27 protein-coding genes and 1 riboswitch are annotated in these 22,804 nt (G+C 53.6%); of the genes, 22 read left to right on the top strand and 5 right to left on the bottom strand.

What is annotated here, in order from left to right:
• Positions 1 to 72: 72 nt before the first annotated feature.
• Both DW350_RS19460 and DW350_RS13665 read right to left on the bottom strand, forming a co-directional pair.
• On the bottom strand, positions 73 to 1,161 hold the full coding sequence (locus DW350_RS19460; RefSeq protein ID WP_152032983.1) for a hypothetical protein: 1,089 nt from the start codon (positions 1,159 to 1,161) through the stop codon (positions 73 to 75).
• A 201-nt stretch (positions 1,162 to 1,362) separates the two neighbouring features.
• A complete protein-coding gene (locus tag DW350_RS13665) occupies positions 1,363 to 1,851 on the bottom strand; it encodes an Mpo1 family 2-hydroxy fatty acid dioxygenase (protein WP_115719466.1) in 489 nt (162 codons plus the stop codon).
• 152 nt (positions 1,852 to 2,003) lie between these two features.
• Between DW350_RS13665 and DW350_RS13660 the strand changes: the two genes are divergently transcribed.
• The 15 genes from DW350_RS13660 to DW350_RS13590 all read left to right on the top strand — a co-directional run bounded on the left by DW350_RS13660 (position 2,004) and on the right by DW350_RS13590 (position 16,319).
• Complete coding sequence (locus tag DW350_RS13660) at positions 2,004 to 2,867, top strand: FliM/FliN family flagellar motor switch protein (RefSeq protein ID WP_115719465.1); 864 nt, start codon at positions 2,004 to 2,006, stop codon at positions 2,865 to 2,867.
• On the top strand, positions 2,864 to 3,226 hold the full coding sequence (gene fliN / locus DW350_RS13655) for a flagellar motor switch protein FliN (RefSeq protein WP_115719464.1): 363 nt from the start codon (positions 2,864 to 2,866) through the stop codon (positions 3,224 to 3,226). Before DW350_RS13660 ends, fliN begins: the two co-directional genes overlap by 4 nt.
• Positions 3,223 to 3,948 (top strand): flagellar type III secretion system pore protein FliP, encoded by a 726-nt coding sequence (fliP, locus tag DW350_RS13650; protein ID WP_115719463.1) that lies wholly within the window; start codon positions 3,223 to 3,225, stop codon positions 3,946 to 3,948. The genes fliN and fliP overlap by 4 nt, the downstream gene beginning before the upstream one ends.
• Before the next feature lie 5 nt (positions 3,949 to 3,953).
• Entirely contained in the window at positions 3,954 to 4,223 is a 270-nt protein-coding gene (gene fliQ, locus DW350_RS13645) for a flagellar biosynthesis protein FliQ (RefSeq protein WP_115719462.1), read from the top strand.
• Positions 4,220 to 5,005: a flagellar biosynthetic protein FliR gene (gene fliR / locus DW350_RS13640; RefSeq protein ID WP_115719461.1), complete on the top strand. Its 786-nt coding sequence runs from the start codon at positions 4,220 to 4,222 to the stop codon at positions 5,003 to 5,005. The genes fliQ and fliR overlap by 4 nt, the downstream gene beginning before the upstream one ends.
• The gene (flhB, locus tag DW350_RS13635) at positions 5,002 to 6,129 is read left to right on the top strand and encodes a flagellar biosynthesis protein FlhB (RefSeq protein WP_115719460.1); all 1,128 of its coding nucleotides are present in this window, start codon (positions 5,002 to 5,004) and stop codon (positions 6,127 to 6,129) included. Before fliR ends, flhB begins: the two co-directional genes overlap by 4 nt.
• A gap of 70 nt (positions 6,130 to 6,199) precedes the next feature.
• Positions 6,200 to 8,209 carry a flagellar biosynthesis protein FlhA gene (locus DW350_RS13630; protein ID WP_319018126.1) on the top strand — a complete coding sequence of 670 codons (2,010 nt, stop codon included), beginning with the start codon at positions 6,200 to 6,202 and terminating at the stop codon, positions 8,207 to 8,209.
• Positions 8,210 to 8,398: 189 nt separating this feature from the next.
• A riboswitch (cyclic di-GMP riboswitch) is annotated at positions 8,399 to 8,486 on the top strand.
• 264 nt (positions 8,487 to 8,750) lie between these two features.
• The gene (locus DW350_RS13625; protein WP_115719458.1) at positions 8,751 to 9,590 is read left to right on the top strand and encodes an OmpA family protein; all 840 of its coding nucleotides are present in this window, start codon (positions 8,751 to 8,753) and stop codon (positions 9,588 to 9,590) included.
• Position 9,591: 1 nt separating this feature from the next.
• Positions 9,592 to 10,911 (top strand): sigma-54 dependent transcriptional regulator, encoded by a 1,320-nt coding sequence (locus tag DW350_RS13620; RefSeq protein ID WP_115719457.1) that lies wholly within the window; start codon positions 9,592 to 9,594, stop codon positions 10,909 to 10,911.
• A gap of 11 nt (positions 10,912 to 10,922) precedes the next feature.
• Entirely contained in the window at positions 10,923 to 11,249 is a 327-nt protein-coding gene (fliE, locus tag DW350_RS13615) for a flagellar hook-basal body complex protein FliE (RefSeq protein ID WP_115719456.1), read from the top strand.
• Positions 11,250 to 11,257: 8 nt separating this feature from the next.
• Positions 11,258 to 12,937, top strand: a complete 1,680-nt coding sequence (gene fliF, locus DW350_RS13610; protein WP_115719455.1) for a flagellar basal-body MS-ring/collar protein FliF — start codon at positions 11,258 to 11,260, stop codon at positions 12,935 to 12,937.
• Positions 12,918 to 13,925: a FliG C-terminal domain-containing protein gene (locus DW350_RS13605; protein WP_115719454.1), complete on the top strand. Its 1,008-nt coding sequence runs from the start codon at positions 12,918 to 12,920 to the stop codon at positions 13,923 to 13,925. The genes fliF and DW350_RS13605 overlap by 20 nt, the downstream gene beginning before the upstream one ends.
• A 2-nt stretch (positions 13,926 to 13,927) precedes the next feature.
• A complete protein-coding gene (locus tag DW350_RS13600; protein WP_115719453.1) occupies positions 13,928 to 14,587 on the top strand; it encodes a FliH/SctL family protein in 660 nt (219 codons plus the stop codon).
• Complete coding sequence (locus DW350_RS13595; RefSeq protein WP_115719452.1) at positions 14,584 to 15,900, top strand: FliI/YscN family ATPase; 1,317 nt, start codon at positions 14,584 to 14,586, stop codon at positions 15,898 to 15,900. Before DW350_RS13600 ends, DW350_RS13595 begins: the two co-directional genes overlap by 4 nt.
• Positions 15,900 to 16,319 (top strand): flagellar protein, encoded by a 420-nt coding sequence (locus DW350_RS13590; protein WP_115719451.1) that lies wholly within the window; start codon positions 15,900 to 15,902, stop codon positions 16,317 to 16,319. The genes DW350_RS13595 and DW350_RS13590 overlap by 1 nt, the downstream gene beginning before the upstream one ends.
• Here the strand turns inward: DW350_RS13590 and flgN are convergent.
• The 3 genes from flgN to flgA form a co-directional block, all read right to left on the bottom strand.
• Positions 16,279 to 16,710 carry a flagellar protein FlgN gene (gene flgN / locus DW350_RS13585; RefSeq protein ID WP_115719450.1) on the bottom strand — a complete coding sequence of 144 codons (432 nt, stop codon included), beginning with the start codon at positions 16,708 to 16,710 and terminating at the stop codon, positions 16,279 to 16,281. The two genes, DW350_RS13590 and flgN, sit on opposite strands and share 41 nt — an antisense overlap.
• Positions 16,707 to 16,967 carry a flagellar biosynthesis anti-sigma factor FlgM gene (gene flgM / locus DW350_RS13580; RefSeq protein WP_115719449.1) on the bottom strand — a complete coding sequence of 87 codons (261 nt, stop codon included), beginning with the start codon at positions 16,965 to 16,967 and terminating at the stop codon, positions 16,707 to 16,709. Before flgM ends, flgN begins: the two co-directional genes overlap by 4 nt.
• A 70-nt stretch (positions 16,968 to 17,037) precedes the next feature.
• Positions 17,038 to 17,745: a flagellar basal body P-ring formation chaperone FlgA gene (gene flgA / locus DW350_RS13575; RefSeq protein WP_115719448.1), complete on the bottom strand. Its 708-nt coding sequence runs from the start codon at positions 17,743 to 17,745 to the stop codon at positions 17,038 to 17,040.
• Positions 17,746 to 17,854: 109 nt separating this feature from the next.
• Between flgA and flgB the strand changes: the two genes are divergently transcribed.
• The 7 genes from flgB to DW350_RS13540 are packed head-to-tail and all read left to right on the top strand — an operon-like array spanning position 17,855 to position 22,803.
• Positions 17,855 to 18,235, top strand: a complete 381-nt coding sequence (gene flgB / locus DW350_RS13570; protein ID WP_115719447.1) for a flagellar basal body rod protein FlgB — start codon at positions 17,855 to 17,857, stop codon at positions 18,233 to 18,235.
• A gap of 3 nt (positions 18,236 to 18,238) precedes the next feature.
• On the top strand, positions 18,239 to 18,679 hold the full coding sequence (flgC, locus tag DW350_RS13565) for a flagellar basal body rod protein FlgC (RefSeq protein WP_115719446.1): 441 nt from the start codon (positions 18,239 to 18,241) through the stop codon (positions 18,677 to 18,679).
• 9 nt (positions 18,680 to 18,688) lie between these two features.
• Positions 18,689 to 19,399, top strand: coding sequence for a flagellar hook assembly protein FlgD (locus tag DW350_RS13560; RefSeq protein ID WP_115719445.1), 711 nt, complete (start codon positions 18,689 to 18,691; stop codon positions 19,397 to 19,399).
• On the top strand, positions 19,396 to 20,577 hold the full coding sequence (flgE, locus tag DW350_RS13555; RefSeq protein ID WP_115719444.1) for a flagellar hook protein FlgE: 1,182 nt from the start codon (positions 19,396 to 19,398) through the stop codon (positions 20,575 to 20,577). Before DW350_RS13560 ends, flgE begins: the two co-directional genes overlap by 4 nt.
• 10 nt (positions 20,578 to 20,587) lie before the next feature.
• A complete protein-coding gene (locus DW350_RS13550; RefSeq protein ID WP_115719443.1) occupies positions 20,588 to 21,319 on the top strand; it encodes a flagellar basal body rod protein FlgF in 732 nt (243 codons plus the stop codon).
• A gap of 17 nt (positions 21,320 to 21,336) precedes the next feature.
• The gene (gene flgG / locus DW350_RS13545; protein ID WP_115719442.1) at positions 21,337 to 22,122 is read left to right on the top strand and encodes a flagellar basal-body rod protein FlgG; all 786 of its coding nucleotides are present in this window, start codon (positions 21,337 to 21,339) and stop codon (positions 22,120 to 22,122) included.
• A gap of 9 nt (positions 22,123 to 22,131) precedes the next feature.
• Entirely contained in the window at positions 22,132 to 22,803 is a 672-nt protein-coding gene (locus DW350_RS13540) for a flagellar basal body L-ring protein FlgH (RefSeq protein WP_115719441.1), read from the top strand.
• Position 22,804 lies beyond the last annotated feature (1 nt).

The raw sequence follows: 22,804 nt of genomic DNA, 5'->3' as shown, positions 1-22,804 counted from the left end.
TTATGGTCAACCAAAGTGCATGACCATACTTAGCCCCACTTAGCGTCATCATCGACACTTGGCTTAGCATGCTTATTCCCAATGACTGTTAATTCCTCTGGCGACTACCGTATTGGCACGGCGGGTTGCCTGACTCACATTGTCCCCTAAGCTGCGGGCAACCCCAGTTGCCACAATGCCTGCGAGGTGAAAACTATGCCCGGCTGGCTGTTGTGGTGACGACGGCTGATTGACGAGGCTGTTGTGTGCGTTATTGGCGCGGCGGGTAAAGCTTTCACTTAGCGCTGGGGTGGGGCTGTATGTGCCATTGCTGTAATGAAAATTACTGGCAGTCAACTGATTATGGCGGTTATTAACAAAGTTGCGTGCATCAGTTGCAGTCGCTAAATGTTGGGTTAGCTGTTGCTGGTCTTGATGGGCTAGCAGACCGCTTGCTTGATTGTATGCATAATGCGTTTGCACCTGGGCGGGGTTATGGGCAAAAGAGGCGTCTTCTCGCAATATGGCCGAACCGCTTGACCAAGCATCCATAATAACGTCGCTTGTGTGGGCATTGGGGCCACGTAATTCTGACCAGGCGTGATCAACTGAAGTCGATGAAGCCATGTGGACCTGCTCTTGACTGCCAAGCCTTGCTGCGTGCAGATGGGTCGCGAGATGGGCATGTTCGCCACAATTGCCAGCACGAGTCCGTTCCGCAGCTGAGGCACTGAGCTGCCCATAGCGGGAGTTGCTCATTGGTGCTTTTGTAATACCTGTTTCGTAATTAACCATCGCGTCTGTTAAATCTCGTGCGATCTCGGTTCGACGTGATGATTCATGAAAAGCACCGGGTCTGAAAATATCCGTTCTTACGTTACCTCTGCCCATATTTAATCGAGCCCTTGTGGTTTCAACGGTCTCGTTTGCCCCGCGTAGCCTTGCTAACTCAGGCCCTTCAATGGTTCTGTTAAGCATGCGCCGGTCGTATAAATATTCGGCTAGGCGGCCTTCATTGGCTCCCATACCGCCGCCATGATTGGTGAGCTGAGCCAGTTCTGCTTGTCTTGCTTGTTGCTGGCTAGTAACAGCGTTTCGCCAATGCGTGGGGGCCATCCCGAGTTGTTTTTTTTCTTTTCTTGCAACTATGGGATTAAAAATGAGTTTACGGACATATTGCATAAGAAGCTTCTCCTTGCTGTTGAGTCGCGTTATTTCCTAATGACGGGGCCAGCATCTGGCATAACTCTGTTTTAGGATGCGCCCTGAACAAAAAGTATTCAATTTACAAATTGGCTATTTTCTGCAAATGAGAGTAATGAAGCATTTTTTGCAGTCTTCACGCTGACGATAGGGCTTTGCAGTTGAGCATAATGTCCATTGTTAATGTAGGGGGCCTGCTTCACTCTCGATATCGTTCTTGAGTTTTTTTAAACAACCCAAGTAAAAGCCCAGTTCTGCCACCACAAATAAGGGGCCGATAATGAGGCCGGTCACATCATCAATAAAGGCCGGCTTTTTGCCTTCAAAATAGTGGCCAACAAACTGAAACAGCCAACCCACCACAAAAAGCCCAACTCCCCAACCGAGCCACAGCGGCGTGCTTAACAACGCCAGTTGCCAGCCCAAAGCGCAGGCCAACAGCAGCAAGGCGGTCATTACCAAACCTAACCGCCAGTTGAGCCTGACATAAAAAAGGCAACAGCCGACAGCGACGATTAGCGCTGGGCTTATCGCGCCCCAGTGAGGCCGTGCCAGCAAGGTGGCAATGGCTATCACAATCAAGGGGATACCGATTAAATGGGTGCGAATGTTACGCCTGTCACGGTGATAACCGGCGTATTGGCTGAGGTGTTCGGTTAATGACTTCATGCTGCATCCTTATTTTTATAGGCGTTCTTAAATATTATTGATGTCTTAAATAGTTTGTTGAAAATGTCGGAAATTCCATTAAAGAAGCGCCCGGCTTCGGTCGCTGGTATGCATTCTGGGGAACCTCTTAGGTGAGTTAGGGAAACGAATGCATGCAGGATAAAACCCTGAACGGCCAGGGCAAACGCTTTATTAAAAGCGAAAACGCCGCGCATTATCCTCAGTTTGATCTGCTTGGCGAAGCCAGACGGGCAGCAACGCTGTGCGCCCGGTTGAACCATTTAAATACCTATATAGCCGATCAGTTGGGGGCGCATTGCCGTCACCTTTTTAACGACAATAATATTCAAATCAGCTTGTCTACCTGGCAAGAAACGGACGTTTCTGCCGATCACTGGCTTGGTGCCAGCCCAAACGGTAAGGGCGATGCCCTGGTCGCCATGGGCTTTAGCCGCAGCGACCTTTTTAGTTTGTCGGAACTCTTTTTTGGCGGTCAGCTTGCGGCCGTTAAACAAGTGGACAGCCGACAAGTGACCGATACCGAAGAACGCCTTGCGCAAAAGATGCTCCATTGCTTGCTCGGAGCCTGTTTTAGCAAGTTGGATTTGTCACTGGAAGGTTGGCAAAGCCAATGGTTTAGCCGCAAACCCCAGGGCAAACAAATCTGTACCGAAGTGCGTTTGAACGTTGGCGAAGGTACGGTGCGTTGGTGTTGTTGTTGGGCCGCTGATTTTGAACCTCACCCTAAGACCCCGGTGTTGTTACCAGAGCAGCTTTCCATTGAATTGAAAAGCTGCGCGCACACCGTGCCTGTAAAACTCAAAATCGCAGTGGCGGAGTTGTCGATGAACTTAGGCGAGCTAAGCCAGCTTAAGAGCGGCGACATTTTGCCTATCGACTTGAGTGAACAGGTGACGGCGCGCATAGGAAAAATTACATGCCTGCGTGGACAAATAGCCGAGCAGGGAGAGCAATTGGTACTCAGAGTCAGTGAGAGTGTCGGAGAAGTAACATGACAGATAAAAATGACGACATCCTGGACGAATTGACGTTGGAAGAGGACGGTCTTGACGCTTTATTAGAGGACCATGTTGAAGAAAAGAAGCCCCCTAAGGATCTGTCGCTGCTGCGTAATATTCCGGTTAAGTTGACCCTGGAAGTCGACAGCATCGATATCAGCCTTGGGGAGTTGTTGGGCTTGAGTAGCGGCGAAGTGCTGGCACTGGACAAACCGGCTGGCGCACCCATGGATGTGCGGGTAAACGGCACCTTGCTGGCCAAAGCAGAAGTGGTGGTTGTGGACGGTAAATACGGCCTTCGCCTCACTGAAGTGATGGATGATCTTAGTATTAATCAGCTGTCCCGTGGCTCATGAAGGCGCTTTTCTGGTTTTTGATAGCGCTGCTGCCAGCCCCGGTGCTGGCAGCAGACTTACCGATATTTAACGTTAAACACGGCACCGGCAGCGACGATTACAGCATCAACGTGCAAATTTTGTTGTTGATGACGGCATTGTCTTTCTTGCCCGCCATGCTACTGATGATGACCAGTTTTACCCGCATCATCATTGTGCTGGCGGTGCTGCGCCAAGCGCTCGGCCTGCAACAAAGTCCGCCGAATAGGGTACTGGTGGGTATAGCCCTAACCTTAACCATTCTTATTATGCGCCCGGTCTGGACCGACATTTACCAAAACGCCTTCACCCCCTTCGACAACGACCAAATTAGCCTAAAAGAAGCCTTTTCTCGGGCTGAAGTGCCCCTTCGCACCTTTATGCTCAAGCAGACCAAAGAACCGGAACTGGAGCAAATGCTGCGCATTGCTGACGAGCCGCTGAAAATGCAGCCCGACCAGGTGCCTTTTTCGGTACTGATGCCTGCCTTTGTGTTGTCGGAGCTTAAAACCGCCTTTCAAATCGGTTTTATGTTGTTTATCCCCTTTCTCATTATCGATTTGGTGGTGGCGTCGGTGTTGATGGCAATGGGGATGATGATGCTGTCGCCACTGATCATTTCCTTACCGTTCAAACTGATGGTGTTTGTATTGGTTGACGGTTGGGCCATGACGGTGGGCTCACTTACTGCCAGCTTCGGGTAGCGGCCATGACTCCAGAACAGGCGGTTGCCCTTATTTATAACGCCGTGGTCAATATCATTTTGATTGTTGGCGTACTCATTTTGCCGGGCATGGTGGTGGGGCTTATCGTCAGTGTTTTTCAGGCCGCCACCCAAATCAACGAACAAACCTTAAGCTTTTTACCCAGGTTGCTGGTAACGCTAGGCATGCTGGCTTTTGCTGGCCACTGGATACTGCAGCGCATTATGGACCTGTTCCATACCCTGTTTTATGCCATTCCCGGAGCCATTGGATGACCTTTACCGAGCTTTCCATGCCTGAAATTACGGCCTGGTTGGGTAAGGTCTGGTGGCCCTTTTTACGTGTCGGTGCGGTGCTTTGGACCATGCCGGTATTTGGCGACCTGCTGCAAACGCCGCAGGTGCGTATTTTGTTGGCGCTGGCCATCAGTGTGGTGATGATGCCAATGATGCCCGCCATGCCTGCCGTTGACCCTTTCTCTTTTACCGCCCTGACCCTGGCCATTGAGCAAATCATATTTGGCCTGCTGCTGGGCTTTATGGTGCAGATGCTGTTCACCGTGATGACGATGCTTGGGCAAATTCTGTCATTACAGATGGGCCTTGCTATGGGGGTGATGAATGACCCGGTGCACGGCGATTCCGTGCCACTTATCGGCCAGCTACTGAGCATCTTGGCGGCATTTTTGTTCTTTGCCCTTAATGGCCATTTGGTGGTGCTGGACGTATTGGTGCAAAGCTTTTACACCTGGCCACCGGGTGACAGCCTTTACCAGTTAAGCCTTAACCGCGTGATATTAATGATGGGCTGGGTGTTTGGCAGCGCCTTGCTGCTGGCCATGCCGGCGGTGGTGGCCATGCTGATAGTGAACCTCGGCTTTGGGGTCATGAACCGCTCGGCGCCAAGTTTTAATATTTTTGCCCTCGGCATGCCCCTTGGCATGATGTTGGGGCTGATTTGTTTGCTGCTGACCCTGGCTGAAGTACCAACGCGCTTTAGCGAATTTACCGACTATGCCCTCGATCAGATGCGGTTGGTGGTGGGAGGCACGCCATGAGCGAGAATTCCAGCCAAAACAAGAGCGAAAAACCCACATCCCAGCGGCTTAATAAAGCCCGTAAAGAAGGGCAGGTTGCTCGGTCGCGGGAGCTGCAAAGCGCAGTGCTGGTGCTCTTGGGCGGCATTTTGTTGTTGTCGCTTTCCCACAGTTTTGGCGATTTTGCCGGTTCCTTGATGGAGCTGCAATTTGCCCTTCACGCCGATGATGCTGACTTTTCCAAGCAGATGCTCACTCACCTGAGCGAAGCCTCAGTACTGGCAATAAAAGCGTTCTTCCCACTGCTGCTGGTACTGTGGCTCGCCTCTTTTGCCAGTAGCCTGGTACCGGGCGGCTGGCTGTTTTCCACCAAAAGCATTGCCTTTCAAGGCAAGAAACTGGACCCCATTGCCGGTATCAAGCGCTTGATGTCAGGGCAAAGCCTGATGGAGCTTGGCAAATCCATTGCCAAGGTGAGCCTGCTGATTGGTTGCATCATCTGGGTGCTTTGGCGCTACTGGAACACCCTTATTTCTCTTAGCAGTATGCCGATGGCCATAGCCATCGGCGAAGGGGTGCACATTGTTGCTATGGCGGTGCTGTATTTGGGGCTGATGCTGCTGATTATTGCCGTTGCCGATGTGCCGATGCAGCGTTTCTCACTGCTGAAAAAACTGCGCATGACCAAGCAGGAAGTTAAGGAAGAGAATAAAAACACCGAAGGCCGCCCGGAAATCAAACACCGCATTCGCCAGTTGCAAATGCAGATGTCGCGCCAGCGCATCGACCAGCGGGTGCCCAAGGCCGACGTCATTTTGGTGAACCCCACCCATTATGCGGTGGCCATTAAATACGACCCCGAGCTTGCCGAAGCGCCTTATGTCATAGCCAAAGGCGCAGACCACCTGGCCCAACGCATTCGTGAAGTGGCGCAACAAAATCAAAAGACCATCTTGCCGATGGCGGAACTGACCCGAGCCATTTACTACTCCACCCGAGTTGACCAAGAAGTACCCGCTGGCCTCTATAAGGCCGTGGCACACGTGCTGATGTACGTGATGAGAATGAACGCCATGAAGGCAAATGGGCGCGAAAACAGCTTGCCGCTGCCCAAGATTGATATTCCAGACACATTAAAACGATAAGGGACAACTGGTGAAGTCAAAGATATTCACTTCCTACGCTGCCATACCGGTGGTGCTGCTTGCCATTTTGATGATGATGATCCTGCCGCTGCCGCCCTGGGTTATCGATACGCTGTTTACCTTCAACATTGTGTTGTCGGTAATGGTGTTGCTGGTGGCGGTGTCGGCCAAGCGTCCCTTAGAGTTTTCGGTTTTCCCCACCATTTTGCTGATAGCCACCTTGATGCGGCTTACCTTAAACGTGGCCTCTACCCGGGTGGTGCTACTAAACGGTCATAACGGCACCGATGCTGCCGGTAAGGTTATTCAAGCCTTTGGCCAGGTGGTGATTGGCGGTAACTACGTGGTGGGGATGGTGGTGTTCATCATTTTGATGATCATCAACTTCGTGGTTATTACCAAAGGTGGCGAGCGGATCTCGGAAGTGGCGGCCCGCTTTACTTTGGACGCCTTGCCCGGTAAGCAAATGGCGGTAGATGCCGACCTTAACGCCGGCGTGATTGACCAAGACCAAGCCAAACAGCGCCGCCAGGAAGTGGCGCGAGAAGCCGACTTCTACGGGGCCATGGATGGGGCGTCCAAATTTGTGCGTGGTGATGCCATCGCTGGCTTGATGATTTTGGTCATCAACATGCTTGGCGGCCTGGCCATTGGTGTGTTCCAGCATGGCCTTTCTGGCGCCGATGCCTTTAAGCTCTATGCGCTGCTCACCATCGGTGACGGCCTGGTGGCGCAAATTCCGTCACTGCTGCTGGCCACGGCGGCTGCCATCATCGTTACCCGCGTCAATGACGAATCGGAAATGTCGACCCAGGTGCAGCAGCAAATGCTGGCCCTGCCCAAGGTTATTTGGACGGTGGCGGCCATTATGGCAGTGCTGGGCCTGATACCGGGTATGCCGTCGGTCGCCTTTTTAAGTTTTGCCATTGTGCTGGCCTTTGTGGGTTGGCGCCAAAGCCGGGCGCAAGCCACGGTTGAGCAAGACGAAGCGCAGTTGCAGCTCTCCGAACAATTGCAAAAAGACCCACCGCTGCTGTGGCAAGACTTGCCACACGTTGACACCTTGGCCATTGATTTGGGCTACCGCCTCGTTACCTTGGTGGACCGGGAGCAGGGGGCCGAGCTGCTAACGCGGGTGCGTGGTATTCGTAAAACCCTGTCGGAGCAGCTTGGGTTCTTGTTGCCGGAGGTGCGTATCCGCGACAACTTGCAACTGGCCGCAAATGAATACCGCATCAAAATGGGCGGTGTGGTGGTGGCGTCGGGGGCGGTTGACCCCGAACGGCTAATGGCCATTCAAAATGCCGATGTCTACGGCAAAATCGATGGCGAGCTGGTAATGGAACCGGCTTATCAGATGGAAGCCGTTTTAATTGAGCCAACTCAAAAGGCCAAGGCCCTTAACCTGGGTTATTCGGTTGTGGATACCGCCACCGTTATTGCCACCCATTTGGGCAAGGTGATGCGCGAAAACTTAGAAGAAATATTCACCCATGACGATGTGTTGGAATTAGGTGAAAGATTAAAAAACATTTCTGAGAAACTTTCTGAAACATTAAATAACCAACTGACTCCAATTCAGCAGCTCCGTGTGTACAGAAAATTATTATCTGACCAGGTTAGTTTGTCCGATATTAGAACAATAGCGACCACACTAATTGATAGTTGTGAGCTTACAAAAGATCCGGTGTTACTTGCCGCTGACGTGCGCTGTGCATTAAAACGCAGCCTTATCAAAGCCGCGGTGGGTGATAAAGACACCCTGATAACCATGACGCTGGATGAAGAGTTAGAAAATACTTTGATGAAGGCGTTAAATCAGGCCCAGCAGCAAAATGGCAAGGTGGCTTTGGACAGTTTCCCTGTCGAACCAACCTTGCTTGGGCGTTTGCAACAGGTCATGCCACAGCTAAAAGAACAGATGCAGTTGCAAGGATATCCACCCATTCTTCTGGTCGTACCACAATTGCGGCCATTACTTGCGCGTTATGCGCGAACTTTCGCCCGTGGTTTAAAAGTATTCAGTTACAACGAGATCCCGGAAACCATGCATATTGATGTTGTGGGAACTTTGGGTTAATTGTTTGTTTTTATTTTAAAAATAATGATTAATGGCGATGGTACTAGCAGGTGATTTGCTTTAGAATGTGCAAAAAGTGTGAACTTTATAACGGTTCTGAGCTTGGCACTTTACCCGTTCATTTTACCGCTATATGCTCATTTTACGTTGTTAAGTCACCGTTAATCTTGGATTTTTATCCAGGATAACGGCATGAAAGGGCAAACTGTAGCGAAAGCACAGGACGCAAAGCTTCCGGTCTAAAAGTGCATGCACTGATGATAGCGGAGCCGCCAATTTCAAGGACATCTCCAATGCTTGCGAATTTTTGGAGACTGGCGAAGGGCTGTATGTTTTCCTTTCTTTACTTAGGGCATTTATCCCTAAAACGTATGATCTTTAATGGTCTATCACTGGCTTCATCTTTTTATTTTTTTTGTCGCTGGTGAGTAATAAAAGGGGTTTTCAATAAAGGAATTTATTATTGAAGCCGCTAATGATCTTTAAGGATAAGAATTTGTTCGGACGCGTTGTGCGCTATCCGAACTTTTAAGGAAAGGAAATGGGAAAGATTTTCCAAGTCTTCTGGCTTGGTGTTTTGGTGTTTCCATCTGTCGCCAGTGCATTAATTCGCCCCGCAATGGACGACGTTAATTGGCACTTTAAAGGCGACCGTTTTTATTGCCAGCTGGAATTGCCTATCACTGATCTGGGCCACGCCTTTTTTCTTCGTCATGCCGGCGAGCCGCTTGCTTTTACCTTGGCGCCAGATGTTCCTACCCCAAAAAACCTTAATGTCAATGTGATGTGGGGCAATGCGCCCTGGAGCCACTTGTCTGAAGGTGTGCCCTATGAGGCCAGCGCTGAACATGGCCAATTTGTGCTGGATGAAAAGCCCAGCCAAGGCCTGCTTGATGCTTTGGATCAAGGTCTCTGGGGTTATATTTTTTGGGGTAACCAACATTTCTATGCGCCCAGTATTCACTGGCAAAAGGCAGCGAGTCAGTTTCGCCACTGCCTGATGGCTTTAGCGCCAATGTCATACCGCCAAGCGCGGGACCAAGTCATTTTCTATCGCATGGGACAACGCGCTTTAGATCTGGCTCAGCGCCAGCACCTGACCAAGCTTGCAGGCTATATCGTGCTGGATAAGTCCATCCGCGCCGTACTTGTCGATTCCTATACCGACAACACCGGCTCACACCTAGGCAATATCGAACTATCAAGGGAAAGGGCAGCGGATGTTACAGCAGCTCTCGTTGAAGCGGGTGTTCCAAAACACCTAATTCAAACCCGTGCCAACGGGGATCGCTATCCGTCTACCAAAAATGCTAGCACCAAGCAGCAAGACCTGAACCGTCGGGTCACGGTGCGCGTGCTTAGAAAAACGAACGGGACGTAAAATGAAAAAAATTATATTGCTTGTGGATCCGCGAGGGTCGGAACCTGAGCTCAGGCAAACGCTTGAGCAGGAAGGGTTCGAACTCATCTGTGCCGAAGATTGCGCAACGGCCGTTATTTGTTTGCACCAGGTAGAACCGGTGCTTGTCTTGCTTGATGCCGATACCGATGACGACCTGGGAAGAGGGGTAGATCGTCTGCGCAGGGCTTGTCCTAAAGCGCCCATTGTTACCCTTGTTCGCCCTCACCAAAGTGTCCGGGCTGGCGAAGCGCTGCGACAAGGCGCTATGGACTATTTGCTCAAACCCTATACTTGCGAGCAATTGCTGTCGGTGGTCAATCACGCCGTCAGTTTAACGCAACCCATTCCTAACCTGGTGGTGGCATCCATGGCCAGCCGCCAGGTGCTATTGCTTGCCAAAAAAGCCGCCCGTACCGATGCATCCGTGCTTATTAGCGGTGAATCCGGTACCGGTAAAGAGCGCCTTGCCCGCCATATTCACGACCAGTCTTCCCGTGCTGATGGTGCTTATGTGGCAGTAAACTGCGCGGCCATTCCTGAAACCATGCTTGAATCCACCCTGTTTGGTTACGCCAAAGGCGCCTTTACCGGCGCGGTAAGCTCGCAAGTGGGGAAATTTGAGCTGGCCAATGGCGGCACCTTGCTGCTGGACGAAATTTCTGAAATGCCGCTGGACTTGCAAGCCAAGTTACTGCGGGTTTTACAGGAGCGGGAGCTTGAAAAGCTCGGCTCTAACCAGAAAGTAAAATTGGATGTGCGCATCATCGCCGCCACCAACAAAGACTTGCGCGAAGAAGTGGCCAAGGGCCGGTTCCGTGAAGATCTTTTCTACCGCCTCGACGTGTTGCCGCTGGCTTGGCCGCCGCTGCGCCAAAGGGTGGACGACATTTTGCCACTGGCCCGCCATTTCTTAAGCAAGTATGCCCAAGACAGCGGTTTTGACTTGCACCCCGATGCCTGCCGCGCCCTTTTAGAACACAGCTGGCCGGGCAACGTGCGCGAGCTGGAAAACGTGATTCAACGTGCGCTTATCTTGGCCCGTGGCTTGGTGCTGCAACCTGACGATTTAATGCTACCCAGCAAACTCAGCTCGCGTTTTACCGAAAGTCCCATGGGCTCTTTGCAAGCCAGCAAGAAAAACGCCGAATTTCAGCACGTGCTCGATACCTTGCGCCGTTTTAATGGCCACCGTCAGCACACCGCTGAAGCCTTGGGTGTTACCACCCGGGCACTGCGTTACAAACTGGCGGCCATGCGTGAGCAAGGCATTGATATAAATCAGTTACTGGTCAGGAACTAACGGGGCGCCTTATGAAAATCGACAACATTCAAACCCAGCAGGTTCTGCTGCAGGAAATGGCGCAAATGAGCCGCGCTGCCGATGGCATTGAAAAAAATCCCATTGGCGAGGCCACCGGTGTTCCTTTCTCTAGCCTGATGAACAACGGCATCAATGCCGTTGATCTTGACCAGCATAAAGCCTCGGCACTGATGCAAGCCGTTGAAACCGGCCAGAGCGATGACTTAGTGGGGGCGATGGTTGCCAGCCAAAAAGCCGGGCTCAGCTTCTCGGCCCTGCTGCAGGTCAGAAACAAACTGGTTTCTGGCTTTGACGACATCATGCGCATTCCGCTGTAAGGACTTTCATGGCTGAGTTAATCAATTCTGTTGCCGAAGGCGGAAACACGGTCGTTGATGGGGTCAAATCCCTGGCCGGGCGCTGGCGCAATATTTCTAAAGATAACCGCTCGGCGGCGGTGGTGGCCTTACTGGCGGCCACCGTCGCTGCCGCTATTGTGCTTATTCTCTGGACCAGTAGTCGCCATTACGTGCCGCTTTATGGCAGCCAAGAGATGTATGACAAAGCGAACATCATTGAAAACCTTGAAAAAGAAGGTATCGATTTTCGTCTGGACGGCGACAGCGGCGACATTTTAGTTGGTGAAGACCAGTTGGCCAGCACCCGGATGACGCTGGCTGCCCGCGGTGTTAAGGCAGCACTGCCTTCCGGTTTTAGTGACCTTAATAAAATGTCGGAGCTGGGTACCAGCCAGTTCATGGAAAATGCCCGCTATGTGCACGCCTTGGAAGGCGAGCTGGCCCGCACCATGATGTCGCTCGATGCCATCAGCAGTGCCCGGGTGCATTTGGCCATTCCCAAACGCACCTTATTTGTGGGGCGCGAAGAGGAAAAACCCTCTGCCTCGGTGATGGTGGATGTCAAAACGGCGCTTAGTGCCAGCCAGGTGCAGGCCATTGTCAACTTGGTTGCAGGCGCCGTACCCGGCATGAAGCCCAATGCCATTTCGGTGGTTGACCAAAAAGGCGAGCTGCTGTCAGCAGGTCTTGACGACCCCACCAACAGCACCCGCTTGTCGGTTAAACAAATGGACTACACCAGTCAGCTGGAAAGTCGCATTGCCAAGCGTGCCAAAGACATGCTGAACCCGCTTTTGGGCGGTGAAAACTACCGGGTGCAGGTGGCAGCCGACGTGGACTTTTCTACCGTCGACCAAACCAGCGAGTCTTTGGACGGCACGCCGGTGGTGGTGGATGAAAGTAGCACCAAAGACAACAACACCGATGCCCTTTCCATGGGCATTCCCGGGGCATTGTCTAACCGGCCGCCGGTGGCGAAGAACCAAACCCAGGGCCAGAACAACCAAAATAGCGACCAGCCGCAAAAGTCGTTGAGTCAGCGCGAACAAAGCTCGCGCAAATTTGATACCGGCCGCTCGGTTACCCACACCAAGTTTGCCCTTGGCAGACTTAAACACATGTCGGTGTCGGTGCTGCTCAATAATGCCAAAGCCCCGAAAGGAGGCTGGACGCCCGCGCAGCTGACTGAAATGACCAACATGCTGAAAAACGCCGTTGGTTTTGATGCCACCCGCGGTGACCAGTTCAGCATTAATACCTTTAACTTCTCCCCTGAAACCCTGGTTAACGACCAGCCTGCTAGCAACCCTTGGTGGCGTGACCCGGTTTATCTGAGCTACTTGCGCTATGGCCTTGGCAGCCTGCTGCTGCTGTTGTTGTTGCTGTTTGGGGTACGGCCCTTGGTTAAACACCTTACCCGGCCGCCAGAGCCGGTGGCCGATAGCCGCGATGACTTGGCCTTGGGTGTTGACGAAGAAGGCGAGGGCGACGAAGACAGCGATGCCCTGGACGACGAAACCCGCGACTTGCTGGCCTCCTTGCCACCGCCGGGTTCGGAATTGGATGTCCAACTTAAGCACCTGCAGTTGCTGGTAGACAAAGAAACAACTCGGGTAACCGAAGTGGTCAAACAATGGGTGAATGGCAATGAACGAACTCACGACTGAACGAGCCGATCTGGATAAGGCAGCCATTTTGCTGCTGTCCATGGGCGAGGCGGCGGCGGCCCGGATCATGGCGCGCCTGAGCCGTGACGAAGTTACCGCACTGTCGATGCGCATGGCCAAGCTGTCCGGGGTGTCTACCCAAGATGCCCGCTCGGTTATCCAGCAGTTTTTCGACAGCTACCGCGAGCAATCTGGCATTAGCGCCGCCTCGCGCCAATACCTTGAGCGCACCCTGGACCTGGCGCTGGGCAAACGTTTGGCCCGCGGCATGGTTGACGGTATTTACGGTGATGCCCTCAAGCAGGAACTTAATGCCCTGCAATGGGTTCCGCCAGAAACCCTGGCCCGTTTCTTCCGTAACGAACACCCGCAGTTACAGGCGGTGTTGCTGGCGTTTTTGCCGCCGGAAAATGCCTCAGCGGTGATGGCATCGCTGCCGGAAGACCAGCACGACGACCTGTTGTACCGGGTAGCCAACCTCAAAGAGGTGCCCGACCAGGTGCTGGACGAGCTGAAAGTAACCTTGACGCGCTGCTTAAGCTTTGTGTCTGAGCAGTCCACCGCCAAGGTCGACGGTCTTCGCCAAGCGGCCGACATCTTGAACCGCTATCAGGGCGATCGCAGCGCCTTGATGGACATGCTCAAGCTGCACAACGAAGACACCGCCACCGCCGTTGCCGACAACATGTACGACTTTATGACCCTGTCTCGCCAGTCTGACGAAGTGCTGCAGACCCTGGTGCAGGAAGTGCCTGCCGAAACCCTGGCCCTGGCGCTAAAAGGCGCCGATGCCAAGGTGCACGACGCCTTGGTTACGGCGCTGCCGAAACGGATGGCACAAAGTCTTGACGATGCCAAGCAGGCGTTGGGGTTAGTGCCTATCAGCAAAGTGGAAGGTGCTCGCAACGAAATCATGCAACTGGTGCGCACCCTGCATGAAACCGGCCAGCTGAATTACCAGCTGTTCGAGGAAAAAGTGGTCAGCTAACCATGGAAAAGATCAAGGGCAATTACCGACGCCATCGCTTCTTGTCACTGTCCTCGCTCAATGCCAAGGAAAGTGGCGAAATGGACCCTTTTCAGCAGGGCTACGACGACGGTTTTATCCAGGGCCAGGAAAAAGGCCTGGCTCAGGGCCTGATCGACGGTCGTCAGCAAGGCCATGAGCAGGGCATGCAAGCCGGTTACAGCGAAGGCTTAAAAGCCGGCGAAGCCTCGGGCAAAGCGGATTTTATTGACGCCATTGACCCGGCGCAGGCCATGCAAAAGGCCTTGGAAGAGGCGCGTAACCAGCAATTAAAAGACAACACCGACAGCCTCTGTGAACTGGTAGAACAGGTGGCAAGGCGGGTTATTCACGCCGAACTGACCTTAAACCCCAAGCAGATCTTGGGGCTGGTCAATGAAGCGGTCGGGCGCATGGATTCAAGCCAAGGACCGCTAAAAATCTTCCTGTCCAGCGAAGACCATCAACGCCTGGCCAAGGTTGGGGTGAATCATTGCGGCGCTTATCCGCTGTTGATTGACAACAGCCTCGGTACCGGCGATTGCCGCCTGGAAAGTAAAAACCAGCAGCTTGAGGTGAAAACTGAAGAGCGCCTTGAAACCTGTATGGAACAGGTGCGCCAAGAGCTGGAGGCCGACGCTTGAGCGAACTTGCCTCAAGGCTAAGCCGGGTTGCTGGCAACCTAGATAACTTGCATCTGGGTGATGTGGCCGGCCGCCTGGTGCGGGTAACCGGCTTGACCCTTGAGGTGGTTGGCTGCCGGTTGGTGATAGGCCAGCGCTGCGAAGTGGATACCAAAGATAACGGCCCGGTGCTGGCAGAGGTGGTGGGTTTTGACCGCGACACCGCTTTTTTAATGCCGTACCGGCCGATTAGCGGCCTTTATTCCGGCGCCGCCGTGCGCCCTTTGGAAGGTGATTGGCTGTTCCCGGCCGGCCAGCAGCTCCTTGGCCGGGTTTTTGATGGCTTAATGCAACCGCTTGATGGCCTGGCGCCTGCTCAAGGCGAGCTGATAGCGCTTCATACCACGCCCCTTAACCCGATGCGCCGCAAATTAGTGGACCAACCCCTCGATGTGGGGGTGCGGTCCATTAATGCGCTTTTAACCCCCGGTAAGGGCCAGCGTCTTGGCCTTTTTGCCGGGGCGGGCCTGGGTAAAAGTGTGCTGTTGGGAATGATGACCCGCTACACCCGCGCCTCGATTGTGATTGTTGGGCTAATTGGCGAGCGGGGCCGGGAAGTGCGCGAATTTATCGAGCAGGCACTTGGGGAAGAGGGCCTGAAGCGGGCGGTGGTGATTGCCGCCCCTGCCGACCAGCCGCCGCTACTTAGGCTGCGCGCCGCCGAGGTTTGCCATCGTTTGGCCGAGTATTTTCGTGACCAGGGCGAAGACGTGCTGCTACTGATGGACTCTTTTACTCGCTACGCCCAGGCCCAGCGAGAATTGGCGCTGGCCATTGGTGAGCCACCGGCTACCCGTGGTTATCCGCCGTCGGTCTTTACCAGCCTGACTCGCCTGGCCGAACGCAGTGGTAATGGCCAGAGCAACGGCTCACTGTCGGCCATTTATACGGTGCTGGCCGAAGGGGACGACCAACACGACCCCATTGCCGATTCGGCGCGCTCGATTCTTGACGGCCACGTGGTACTGAGCCGCGAATTGGCCGAAGCCGGGCATTTTCCGGCGATTGACATCAATGCCTCGGTGAGCCGGGTGATGAACCAGGTTACCGACAAGCACCAGCAGCAGTTAGCACAGCGCTGCCGCTTGCTGCTGTCTCGCTATCAACAAGTCAAAGAACTGCTGCCCCTTGGTGGCTATCAGCCAGGGCAAGACCCTGAGCTGGATATGGCGGTGGGCCGTTATCCAAAACTGGCGGCTTTTTTGCAGCAAGATGTGCTGGAGTCGGCCAGTCTTGAGGCCAGTGTCGATGCCCTTTCAGAGGTACTGGGCTGATGCTAAAACGTTACCTTGAACGCCAGCAAAAAGTGCTTGAAAGCATCGGCAATGAAAAAATCAAAAGCGAGCAGGAACGCCAGCGCCAGCTGGAAAGGCTTAAATCGCTGAACACTTTTGACGCGCATTTAAGCGAGGTCAATAGCGGCAATGCCCTTATCCACCAAAACCGCCTGGCGCTTAGGCATCAGCTGGAAAACCTGCTGGTGACCCAGCAACAAGAAACCGATTTGGCGCAACTGGACTGGCTACATCAGCAGCAACAGCTACTGCGCCAATTCGGTAAGGTTAAGGGCTTGGAACTTAACCAAAAAAAACGCGCCGAACTGGCGCGAGCTAAGGGACTAAAACAGGAACAGCGGGAATTGGACGAGTGGCTTAATGCCCGGGTCCATACTCGACGACGGGCGCCTGATTAAGGCAGTTCGACAGCAGTTCTTGCTGGTCGGCCAGCAGCTGGCCATTGCGCTCATTAAGCGCCTGACACTGGGCTAGCCTGTCTTGCAATACCTGCCAAAGTGGTGCCAGCTGGTTAGAAAGCGTGGCTGGCAGTTTATTTAGCAGCACTGTCATGCCGCTTTGATTTGGCGTTACACCCAACCGCTTTAACAGATCGGTGCGCTTGCTGGCGCTGTCGGCCAGCTGCTCCAGCGCCGGCATCAGCAAGCGATTCAACGCCGCCAAACCTTCATCGTCGGTGCGGCGCAGCAGGCGTTCTTGATGACGCAATAATTTGGAGACTTCTTCGCAGCGAGCAATATCCTGTTTTACCCCTTTTATTAGGGCGGCCAGGAGCTGCTTGGCGGTCATGGCCGGTGCATCGCAATGATGGCTTCGGCGAGCTTTTGCGGGTCGAGGTCAATTTTGCCTTCCGCGATGGCTTGTCTCAGCTGATTCACCTTATCCATGTCCACATCGCTGGCATTTGACAGGGTTTTTGCCAAGTCGCCATTTTCGATCTCGGTGGTCATCGCCACAGTGTTATTGCCTACAGGCGCACTGCCGCTGCCATCGCCATTGGATGGTGCCAGAACGAGAACACGATTAGTGGTGGAGTTGATCTTCATTTTTTAGCTTTGACTCAGGGACACGAAATTTGGGGTCTTCTGAGAAGAGGCGACAGCTTCGCTAAAAACTTTAGAATCTTGTTTTCACTACTCCTGGGGCCACAACCCAACCGGTGACCACCTTTCCGGAACTTAAATTCCGTACTGCGATGCCATCGCCCTGACTGCCATCTTGCATCGCCACGCCTTTGGTACTGGCGCTAACGCCCTGGCTTTCGGCGCGAATAACCACTTGCTCACCTTTTTTTACCAGCAGCGGTTGCGCCAGCATGGCGGCGTTTATGACTTGTCCTGGTCGTAAATTACGGCGCGCACGAAAGCCGACGATGTCGCGGCTATGGGTTAAAAAACCGCTGTGAACGTCGGCGATATGGGTTTTTTCGCGCTTGATGTCAGCGCTGGTAATGTCACTGCCGGCGGCAATGGCGTGGTGTACGTGATAAACCGGCAGCATTAAATCCACATCGACTCGTGCCCTAAAGGTCCACTTGGGGCTCTGGCAGCTCAAGGTATAAGGAATGCGTCCCCAGGGATTAAGGTCATGGCGGGCTGGGCCAATACTGAGCCCGGCTTTACACACCGGTAATTGCTCGGCGCCCTGGGGTAACCATGGGCTAATTTTGGCTTGATACTTGGGCCAGTGTGCTTGCTTGGCAAACTGCACTAGGTGAGCGGTGGCGTCTTTTTTTAAGGTCGGCAGAAAGTCAGTTGCCCAAACCGAATGGCAAAACAGTAGCGGAAGTAACAGCTTCCCAGGCGGAAGTAAAAATTTCCTCATGGTTTCCCTTTCCTTAAAGTGTTTTTCTTAACTGGTTGTTTTTTATTGAAATTAAAAGTGGCACGCGCCTTGTTTACTTCATGTTCATCTCGCCATAGTGGAGGTTTACATGGGCATCAGTGTGGACAAAGCCCTGGGGTTACATCAAGAGGCGCTGGCTTTACGGGTTGAACGTTCCCGTATCCTGGCGGGCAACCTCGCCAATGTCGATACCCCCGGCTATTTAGCCCGTGACTACGACTTTAAGACTGCCCTTAAAGACGAGGCTAATCGTATCGATGCCATGAATAGCCATTCGGCGCTGCCGGCGATGAATTTAAGCAGCGATTTGAAGTATCGGGTGCCCATGCAGCCTTCCGAAGACGGCAATACCTCCGAGCTTGGGGTGGAACAAACCCAGTTTGCATCGAACGCCATGGATTTTCAGACCAGCCTGACTTTTCTCAATATCAAGTTGTCAGGTATCCGCAAAGCCATAGAGGGGCAATAACAGATGGCTTTTAACAGCATTTACGATATCGCCGGTACCGCCATGCGCGCCCAAACCGTGCGTTTGAACACCGTGGCCTCCAACCTGGCTAATGCCGACAGCGTGTCGAGCACCGAAAAGGGCGCCTATCACGCCATCATGCCGGTTTTCTCCACCGTTTATCGCAAGCTTGATACCGGCAACGAAATCACCGGCCCTTATTTGGGCAGCGCCACAGTGCAAGTGGCTGATTTGGTGCGTTCAGACCGCACCATTGAAAAGCGCTATGAGCCCGGCAACCCCATTGCCGACAAAAAGGGCTTTGTTTACTACGGCAACGTCAACGTGGTTGAAGAAATGGCAGACATGATGTCAGCGTCTCGCACCTTTCAAACCGCCGCCGATGTTATTTCCCGTACCAACAGCATGCAGCAGGGCCTGCTGCGTCTAGGCCAGTCGGTCTAAGGATTTTTGATGAAGGTACAGCAAGAACTCGCACAACTGGCCGGTAAGGCCCAGGACAAAGTCCAGGGCAACCACACTGGCCTTGCCAGCGCTCAAGGGCGGCTTCAGGGCAGCGAAGATAAAAAAAGCGCGGCCGACATGAAAAACGAATTTTTGCAGCTGATGGTGGCGCAGATCCACAACCAGGATCCCCTTAACCCCATGGACGGTGCCCAATACCTGAGCCAACTAGCGCAGCTGTCCACCGTTGAAGGGGTGCAAAAGCTGGCCAGCATTCAGCACAAAGGCAACAACGTCATGGACAGTTTGCAAGTGCTGCAAAGCACGCAGCTGGTGGGCAAGAACGTCAGCGTACCGGCCGACCATGTCAGCCTCGACAAGCCCGAAACCCTAAAAGGGCAAATTAAATTGAACGCCCCTTGCGATGAGCTAAGCGTCAAGCTTTTGGACATGAACGGCAAAGCCGTGAAGTCGTTAAACCTTGGCAATCAGAACAAGGGCGATGTGCCTTTCAGCGTGGCGGACGTGCCCGCTGGCGTGTTCAAACTGGACGTGGTGGCAACCCGCCAGGACCAGAGTGAACACATCAAACCCAACCTCGATCGCAAAGTCGAGAAAGTCAGTATCCCGGCTAAAGGTGGCGACATTCAGCTGCAGGTTGCCGGCATCGGTAACCGTTCCCTTTTAGACGTTAACGAATTTCTTGGAGCTTCAGCATGAGTTACAACATCGGTCTGAGTGGCCTGCGCACCACCAATAAGAGCCTGGACGTGATCTCCCAGAACATTGCCAACGTGTCCACCTCCGGTTTTAAAGCCGCCCGCGCCGAATTGTCAGCGCTCTATGGCGGTGGTGAGCCGGCGGGTGTTGAACTGTCGAAGGTGTCGCAAAACTTTGACAAGGACGGCAATAAAACCTTTACCGGCCGCAGCTTGGATATGGCCATCTCAGGTAAAGGCTTTTTTGTCACCAAAAACAATCAAGGCCAAACCCTTTACACCCGTTCCGGCCAGTTCAGCCAAGATGCCGACCACAACATCGTCGGCAGCGATGGCGAGCATCTGCAAGGCTTTGGTGTTGATAAAAACGGCAACCTGATGACCGGGGTAATGAGTAACCTCAAAGTTGGCACCGGCAACCTGCCAGCCAAGGCCTCAACCCGCCTGGATTTTAAAGCTAACCTGCGCGCTGATGCCGAGCTGCCGAAAACCCCGAAATTCGACACTAAAGACCCCAGCTCATACAACTACAGCTACACCTCCAAGCTGTATGACTCCAAGGGTACCGAACACACCCTGACTCAGTATTTTGTGAAATCCGGTGAGAACCAGTGGACAGCCCATGCCTATGTGGATGGCCAGGAAAATTCCACCCAGGAGCTTAGCTTTAATCCGGATGGCTCTTTGGCCGCGCCCAAAGACGGTTTTGCCATCGATTTCGCCCCGGAAGGCGCCGATGCCATGAACGTCAAGCTGGGCCTGACCGGCACCACCCAATATGCCGCCGATTTTTCTGCCCAGTACACCGCAGATGGTTACAGCGCTGGTGAAATGTCAGGGCTGCACGTTGAAGACGACGGTTCCATCATGGCCGTTTACACCAACGGTAAAGAGCTGCTGCAAGGCAAAGTGGTACTGGCCAATTTTGCCAACCCCGAAGGCCTTGCCACCGCTGATAACACCAGCTGGACCTCAACCTTTGAATCTGGCCATGCCGAACTGGGCCAAGCCGGTACCGGCACCTTGGGTAACCTGGTCGCAGGCGCTTATGAAGGTTCCAACGTCGATTTAACCGGCGAACTGGTGAACCTGATGACCGCCCAGCGTAACTACCAGGCCAACGCCAAGAGCGTGTCTACCGCTGACAAAATGACCCAGGTGCTGTTTAGCTCCATGTAAGAGGTAGGCCATGGAACGTTATCTCTATACCGCCATGGATGGGGCCCTGCATACACTGACGGCCCAGCGCATCCATGCCAATAACCTGGCAAACGTCGGTACCACCGGCTTTAAGTCAGACATGGAAAGCGTCAAAGCCTACCCCATTGAAGGGCCCGGCTTTGGCTCGCGCATTTTGCCGCAAGAGCAAATTCCCGGCACCGACTTTACTGCCGGTCGCTTGGAAACCACAGCCCGCAGCCTGGATGTTGGTATTCGCGGCAGTGGCTTTATCGCCGTCAGAGGGGAAGGTGGTAAAGAGGCTTATACCCGCGCCGGTAACCTGCAGGTAACGTCCAATGGCGAATTGGTCAGCAATGGCCATGTGGTCGAAGGTGCCGATGGCCCCTTGGTGGTGGACGACTATCGCTCCATTCATGTCGGCAGCGACGGCACCGTGTCCATTACCCCGGTGGGCGGTAACGGCACCATGGTGTCGGGACAGCTCAAGCTGGTAAACCCACCTATTACTGCGTTGGCGAAAGGTGAAGATGGCCTTTTCTACATGAAAAATGGCGGCCAGGCCCCCTTGGACCCCAACGTGGTGGTGGAGTCGGGACATCTGGAATTGTCCAACGTCAATGCCGTCGACGAGATGGTTAACACCCTGTCTTTGAGCCGCACCTTTGAGGTGCAGGTACGGATGATGAAAACCGCTGACGAGCTGTCCAATACGGGCAATCGCTTAGTGCGTGGCGGCTGATAAAAGAGGAATAAGAAATGGAAGCAGCACTGTGGGTTGCAAAAACCGGCCTGGCCGCGCAAGACGCCAAAATGGCGTCTATCTCCAACAACCTGGCCAACGTTAATACGGTTGGTTTTAAGAAAGACCGGGTCGCTTTTGAAGACTTGTTCTACCAAATGGAGCGCCAACCGGGTGCCCAGGAAGACCAGCAAAACCAGCTGCCAACCGGTATCCAACTGGGTAACGGTGTGCGCATTGTTGGCACCCAAAAGGTCTTTACCGAAGGTAACTTTCAAACCACTGGCCAAGCCATGGACATGGCCATTGTTGGCCAGGGTTTTTTCCAGGTGCAAATGCCCAATGGCGACATCGCCTATACCCGAAACGGCCAGTTTAGCCGTAACGCCCAAGGCATGATTGTCAACGCCGACGGCTTGCCGATGGTGCCGCAAATTCAAATTCCCAACAATGCCACCTCGTTGTCGATTGGTACCGACGGCATTGTGACGGCGCAAATTGCCGGCCAAACCGACCCGCAGCAACTGGGGCAGATAACCACGGTGAATTTTACAAACCCTGCGGGCCTGCAAGCCATGGGCGGCAACCTGTACAAGGAAACTGCCGCGTCCGGTAACCCGCTGGAAGGGGTGCCCGGCACCGATGCTTTGGGTTCTATCAAACAAAAGACCCTGGAAGGCTCGAACGTTTCGGTTGTGGACGAGATGGTGGACATGATCTCCACCCAGCGCGCTTACGAAATGAACGCCAAGGTGGTGTCGTCCACCGACCAGATGCTCAAGTTTGTTAACCAGTCGGTCTGAGGGATAACGATGCGCCTGTTGCTGCTAATTGGCCTGGTGATGTTAGGTGGCTGCCAGTTCGTCAACCCACGGCCCAATGCCCCTGCCCAAGTGGTAGAGGAAGATTGGGGCCCAACCCTGGCCAACACCAGCCCAGGCCAGGGCTTGGATGGCAGCCTTTATGTGCCGGGGCAGATCTTGCCGCTCTACCAAGACGGGCGTGCCTACCGGGTGGGCGACATTCTGACCATAGTGCTGGACGAAGATACCCAATCGGTGCGCGGCTCCGATTCCAGCTTCAATAAGAGCACCCAGGTTAATGCTGACGCGCCAACGGTGGCCGGTAAATCCATTAAAGCCTTGTCTGCTACCGCCAATTCCACCGGTAAGTTTGCCGGTAATGCAGCGGCCAAACAGAACAACTCTATCAACGGTTACATCACCGTCACTGTCGGTAAGGTGATGTCTAACGGCGTGCTGTTTGTGCATGGCCAAAAACTGCTGAACCTGGGGCAGGGCACCGAGGCGGTGCGTTTTCGCGGCTTTGTGCGCGGCGCCGATATCAGCCAAAGCAACCAGGTGTCTTCGCAGAAGGTTGCCAACGCGCAAATTATTTATGCCCATGAAGCTGCCAAATCGGCGCCGGTTCAAGAAACCGGTTGGTTAAGTCGCTTCTTCCAAAATCCTTTATCGCCATTCTGAG

The organism is Gallaecimonas mangrovi (assembly GCF_003367375.1).
Lineage (GTDB): Bacteria > Pseudomonadota > Gammaproteobacteria > Enterobacterales > Gallaecimonadaceae > Gallaecimonas > Gallaecimonas mangrovi.
Note: the sequence above shows the minus strand (reverse complement) of the source record. Positions and strands in the feature narration are given on the sequence as shown.